The sequence below is a fragment of the Rhodosalinus sp. genome, assembly GCF_041685465.1.
Taxonomy (GTDB): Bacteria; Pseudomonadota; Alphaproteobacteria; order Rhodobacterales; family Rhodobacteraceae; genus Rhodosalinus.
Genome location: NZ_JAWLFS010000209.1, coordinates 1 through 5,411, shown reverse-complemented (window position 1 = coordinate 5,411; position 5,411 = coordinate 1). Strand labels below are relative to the sequence as shown.

The window sequence follows — 5,411 nt, the reverse complement described above, 5'->3', positions numbered from 1 at the left end:
TGCGCGTTTCGAAGGCTGTGCGCCGGGGGAAATCGTCGTCATGACGGAGCCGTATGAGGGCGCGCCGCTGCCCTGCCTGCTGCTCGACCGCGCGCGGCTGCGCGCGGCGGGGAGCATCGCGGTGTATCCGTCGCAGGCGGGCTGGCGAATCGAAAGCGCCACGCTCAAGGCGGGGCGCCGTCTCTGGAGCCCGGCCGGCGCGCGCGGCGTCTCCGAGCGGCTGGCCGCGGTGTCACGGTGATGTCGCCTTGGCAGCATCGCCCCCGCTCGATGGGTGGCGGGGCGTGGTCCGGGGCACTCTGAGGGCCGGACGTGCCGTCACGCGCCTGCATGAGACATGCCACGCGCGCCGGCCGTGTGCCCATCGGCGGCCGAGCTCCGTAGGCAAACAAAGGTCCGGCAGCGCAAACAGGCGGGCAAACCGGCCGGGCAGACCCCGGCGCGCGCGTCAGTACATGCGAATGAGACCGACAAGACGGCCCTGTACGCTCACGCTGCCGCGCGGCAGGACACGCGTCTCGTAGGCAGGGTTCGCCGCTTCGAGCAGGATCATGTCGCCCTTGCTGCGGAAACGCTTCAGCGTGGCCTCGTAGCCCTCGACCTGCGCGACGACGATGTCGCCGGTCTGCGCTTCCGCGGTCTCGCGGATCACGACGATGTCGCCGTCGTTGATCCCTGCCTCGATCATCGAATCGCCCTTGACCTCGAGCGCGTAGTGCCGGCCCTGCGCCGAGAGCATCGCGCCGGGGACCGCCACCTCGGGCGCCTCGTCGGCGATGGCCTCGATCGGTTCGCCGGCGGCGATCCGTCCGAGAAGCGGCAGATCCGTCACCTCGTCCCGAGGGGCCTCTTCCGCGACAGGACGCGCCCCGGCCGGTGTTGCGGGGCGGTCGCCCTCGATCACGCGCAGCCCCTCGCGCGGGGCGCTCTCCAGGTTCTCGGGCAGGCGCAGGATCTCGATCGCCCGGGCCCGGTGGGCAAGGCGGCGGATGAAGCCCCGCTCCTCGAGCGCGGTGATCAGGCGGTGGATCCCGGACTTTGACCGGAGATCCAGCGCCTCCTTCATCTCGTCGAAGCTCGGCGGCACGCCGTCACGCGCGACCCGGTCGTTGATGAAACGCAGAAGATCCATCTGCTTGCGCGTGAGCATCGCGGCGCACTCCTCTCGGGCGATTGCGCCGTGTTCTACGCCTGTTCCCGTTTTGTGTCAAGCCGGCAGGCGCGCCGGTCAGGGCCGGGGAAGCGGCACGTAGTCCATGACCTCGCCGGCGGTGCGCGGTCCGTCGCCGGGCGGCCGCACGAGGAGCGCGTCCGCCTCCGCCAGAAGCGAGAGGAGGGCGCTGTCCTGGCTGTCGAACGGCTCGAGCCCGGCCGCGGTCAGCCGTGCGCGCATGTAGTGCTGCCGCGGGCCGTTCGCCGCGACGGCGCGGGCGAGGGGGGCCCGGCGCAGGGGCGCGCGGGCAGCCCCCAGTCCCAGCATCTTGCGGATCACCGGCGCGACGAAGACGGCACCGCAGACGATCGCCGAGACCGGGTTGCCCGGAAGGCCGATCATCGCCGCATCGCCCATCCGGCCTGCCATGAGCGGCTTGCCGGGCCGCATCGCCACCTTGTAGAAGGCCGTCTCCAGCCCCAGGGCCTGCGCCACCGGCGCGACGAGGTCGTGATCGCCCACGGAGGCGCCGCCGACGGTCAGGATCAGGTCGGCCCCGGCGGCCAGCTCGAAGCCCGCCCGGAGCGAGGCCTCCGTGTCGCGCGCGATGGGCAGGAGGCGCGCCTCCGCCCCCTCGGCCTCCAGGAGCGCCTTCAGCCCGAAGGCGTTGGAGGCGACGATCTGATCCTCCCCGGCGTCCTCGCCCGGCATCACGAGTTCGTCGCCGGTCGACAGGATCGCGACCGCGGGGCGGCGGGCGACCTGCACCTCCGGCAGGTTCATCGCGGCGATCAGCGCGACATCCGCCGCCGAGAGCCGCCGCGGCGCTTGGAGCCGCGCGCCCCGGCTGAAATCGGCGCCGGCGGGGCGGACATGCGGGCCGGGGCCGGGATCTCCGGTCACGGTCATCATGTCGCCCTCGCGCGTCGTGTCCTCCTGGATCACGACGCGGTCGGTGCCCTCGGGCATGGGCGCGCCGGTGAAGATGCGCACGGCCTCGCCCGGCCCCACGGCGCCGCGATGGCGGCGGCCCGCCGGTGCCTCGCCGATCACGCGGAAGCGCGCGCCGGGCGCGACCTCCGCCCCGCGCAGGGCGTAGCCGTCCATCGCCGCGGCGGGGAAGGGGGGCTGGTCCCGCGTGGCGACCGCATCGGCGGCGAGCACGCGGCCCGCCGCGTCACGCAGGGCCACGCGCTCCACCCCGAGCGGCGCGACCAGCGCGAAGAGCTGATCGAGCGCCTCGTCGACGGAGATCATTCGGCTTCGAAGCGGCCGGACTTGCCGCCGTCCTTCAGAAGCACGCGCAGGCCGCCGATCTCCATCGCGCGGTCGGCGGCCTTGAGCATGTCGTAGACCGTGAGCGCGGCGATCGAGGCGGCGGTCAGCGCCTCCATCTCGACGCCGGTGCGCCCGGTGGTCTTGGCCGTCGCGGTGAGCCGCAGGCCCGGCAGGGCGCGATCCACCTCGATGTCGAGGGTCACCGACGCAAGCGGCAGGGGATGGCAGAGCGGGATGAGGTCCGCCGTGCGCTTCGCCCCCATGATCCCGGCGAGCCGAGCGACGCCTTCGACGTCGCCCTTCTTCGCCTCGCCCGCCTCCACGAGCGCGAGCGTCTCGGGCGCCATGCGGATCCAGGCGCCGGCGCGGGCGATGCGCGCGGTCTCGGCCTTGTCCGAGACGTCGACCATGCGTGCCGCGCCGCTGTCGTCGAAATGCGTCAGATCGGCCATGGCGCGCCTCACATGCCGCCGGGCGTCAGCGGGTGCGCGATCAGATCGCGGGTCGCCTGCGCGACGTCCTCCTCGCGCATCAGGCGCTCACCGACGAGGAAGCAGCGCGCGCCGTAGCGCGCCAGATCGGAGAGGTCCTCCGGGCTCGACAGGCCGCTTTCGGAGACGACGATGCGGTTGGGCGGCACGCGACGGATGAGCTTGCGCGTCACGTCGAGCGAGGTCTCGAAGGTATGCAGGTCGCGGTTGTTGATGCCGACGAGCCGCGACGAGAGCTTCGCCGCCCGCGCAAGGTCGTCCATGTCGTGGATCTCCACGAGCACATCCATGCCCCAGTCGGCCGCGGCCGCCTCGATCTCGGCGGCCTGCGCGTCCGAGACGGCGGCCATGATGACCAGCACGCAGTCGGCGCCGAGCGCGCGCGCCTCGACCACCTGGTAGGGATCGAAGAGGAAATCCTTGCGCAGGACGGGGAGCGAACAGGCCGCGCGGGCGTCGGTCAGGTCGGATTTCTGCCCCTGGAAGCTCGGCGCGTCGGTGAGCACCGAGAGGCAGGTGGCGCCGCCCGCCTCATAGGCCGCGGCGAGCGCCGGCGGGTCGAAGGGATCGCGGATCAGCCCCTTCGAGGGGGAGGCCTTCTTGATCTCGGCGATCAGGCCGTAACCGGCCTTCGAGGCCTGCAGCAGCGCCTCGCCGAAGGGGCGCACGGCGGGGGCGGCGCGCGCCTCCTCCTCGACCTCCTCGAGCGGTTTGGCGGCCTTGCAGGCGGCGATTTCTTCCAGCTTGTAGGCGGTGATCCGGTCGAGCACGGTGTCGGTCATTGCGCGTCCTTCGTGATGCGGGCCAGCGCCTCGACCTTGCCGCGCGCCGCGCCGCTGTCGAGGCTTTCGGCGGCCATCGCCACGCCCTCGGCGGGGTCCGCCGCCCGGCCGGAGACGATCAGGGCCGCGGCGGCATTGAGGAGCACCGCGTCGCGATAGGCCGATTGCGCGCCCGCCAGCAGATCGGCGAAGGCGCGGGCGTTCTCCTCCGGCGTGCCGCCGAGGATCGCCTCGAAGGGATGCGGCGCGAGGCCGAAGTCCTCGGGGTGGATGTCGCGCTCGGCGATGGTGCCGTCCTCCTCCAGCGCGACGAGGCGCGTGGCGCCCGCGATGGAGATCTCGTCGGTGCCGTCAGCGCCGTGCACGAGCCAGGCGCGCTCGCTGCCGAGCCGCTTGAGCGTCTCCGCCATCGGCCGCAGCAGCGCCGCCGAGAAGGCGCCGGTCAACTGGCGCGTCACGGCCGCCGGGTTCGTCAGCGGCCCGAGGATGTTGAAGATCGTGCGGGTACCGAGCTCGGCGCGCACGGGGCCCACATGCGCCATCGCCGGGTGATGCATGGGCGCCATCATGAAGCCGATGCCCACCTCGGCGAGCGCGCGCTCCACGACAGGCGCGTGCACCATCACGTTGATGCCCATCTGCGCGAGCGCGTCGGCCGCCCCGGATTTCGAGCTCAGGTTGCGGTTGCCGTGCTTGGCCACGGGCACGCCCGCGCCGGCGACGACGAAGGCCGCGGCGGTGGAGATGTTGAGCGTGCCCTTGCCGTCGCCGCCGGTGCCAACGATGTCCATCGCCCCCTGGGGCGCGGCGACCTTCTGGCACTTGGCGCGCATCACGGCGGCGGCGGCGGCGTATTCGTCCACCGTCTCGCCGCGCGTGCGCAGCGCCATGAGAAAGCCGCCCATCTGCGCCGGCGTCGCGCCCCCCTCGAAGAGACAGCGAAAGGCGCTCTCGGCCTCGGCGACGCTGAGCGGCCCCTGCGCCGCGCGCCCGATCAGCGGTTTCAGCCCGTCGCTCATGCCGCTTCGCGGGTCTCGGAGAGGAAGGCGTCGAGCATCCGCTTGCCATGCTCGGAGGCGATGGACTCGGGATGGAACTGCACCCCGTGAACGGGCAGCGTGCGGTGCGCGAGGCCCATGATCGTGCCGTCCTCCGTCTCGGCGGTGACGCGAAGCGCCTCGGGCAGCCCCTCGCGCGCGACCACCAGCGAGTGATAGCGCGTCGCCGTGAGCGGTGAGGGCAGCCCGGCGAAGAGCCCGGTGCCGTCATGCATCACGCGGTCGGTCTTGCCGTGCATGATCCGCCCGGCGCCGGTGACGCGGCCGCCGAAGGCCTGCCCGATCGTCTGGTGCCCGAGGCAGACCCCAAGGAGCGGCAGACCCGCCTCGGCCGCCGCGCGCGTCAGCTCGAGGCAGATGCCCGCGCGGTCCGGGTCGCAGGGGCCCGGCGAGAGCACGAGCCCCGCCGGCCGCATCTCCAGCGCCGCCTCGACGGTCAGGGCGTCGTTGCGGCATACGCGCACCTCGGCCCCGAGCTCGCCCAGGTAATGGACGAGGTTCCAGGTGAAACTGTCGTAGTTGTCGATGAGCAGCAGCATCCGCGGGCCGTGGCCGAAGGGGTGGAGGGGCGTGCCCCGGTCGCGGTATACATGCTCAGGCTTGCCCGATACCGTCAAGGGGGGCAGGCCCGTGGGCGGACCCCGCCCGA

At 72.8% G+C, this 5,411-nt stretch carries 6 protein-coding genes and 1 pseudogene; 1 reads left to right on the top strand and 6 read right to left on the bottom strand.

Features of this window, described 5'->3' with window-relative positions; translation table 11 throughout:
- Positions 1-241: pseudogene (locus ACESL7_RS12560) on the top strand (hypothetical protein); the annotation flags it as partial.
- Between the two features lie 207 nt (positions 242-448).
- Here ACESL7_RS12560 and lexA read toward each other — a convergent pair.
- The 6 genes from lexA to ACESL7_RS12530 all read right to left on the bottom strand — a co-directional run bounded on the left by lexA (position 449) and on the right by ACESL7_RS12530 (position 5,301).
- On the bottom strand, positions 449-1,150 hold the full coding sequence (gene lexA / locus ACESL7_RS12555; RefSeq protein ID WP_372893657.1) for a transcriptional repressor LexA: 702 nt from the start codon (positions 1,148-1,150) through the stop codon (positions 449-451).
- Between the two features lie 78 nt (positions 1,151-1,228).
- Complete coding sequence (locus ACESL7_RS12550; protein ID WP_372893656.1) at positions 1,229-2,410, bottom strand: molybdopterin molybdotransferase MoeA; 1,182 nt, start codon at positions 2,408-2,410, stop codon at positions 1,229-1,231.
- A complete protein-coding gene (gene moaC, locus ACESL7_RS12545; protein ID WP_372893655.1) occupies positions 2,407-2,883 on the bottom strand; it encodes a cyclic pyranopterin monophosphate synthase MoaC in 477 nt (158 codons plus the stop codon). Before moaC ends, ACESL7_RS12550 begins: the two co-directional genes overlap by 4 nt.
- Before the next feature lie 8 nt (positions 2,884-2,891).
- Entirely contained in the window at positions 2,892-3,704 is an 813-nt protein-coding gene (trpC, locus tag ACESL7_RS12540; protein WP_372893654.1) for an indole-3-glycerol phosphate synthase TrpC, read from the bottom strand.
- The gene (gene trpD / locus ACESL7_RS12535) at positions 3,701-4,723 is read right to left on the bottom strand and encodes an anthranilate phosphoribosyltransferase (protein WP_372893653.1); all 1,023 of its coding nucleotides are present in this window, start codon (positions 4,721-4,723) and stop codon (positions 3,701-3,703) included. Before trpD ends, trpC begins: the two co-directional genes overlap by 4 nt.
- Positions 4,720-5,301, bottom strand: a complete 582-nt coding sequence (locus ACESL7_RS12530; protein ID WP_372893658.1) for an anthranilate synthase component II — start codon at positions 5,299-5,301, stop codon at positions 4,720-4,722. Before ACESL7_RS12530 ends, trpD begins: the two co-directional genes overlap by 4 nt.
- Positions 5,302-5,411 lie beyond the last annotated feature (110 nt).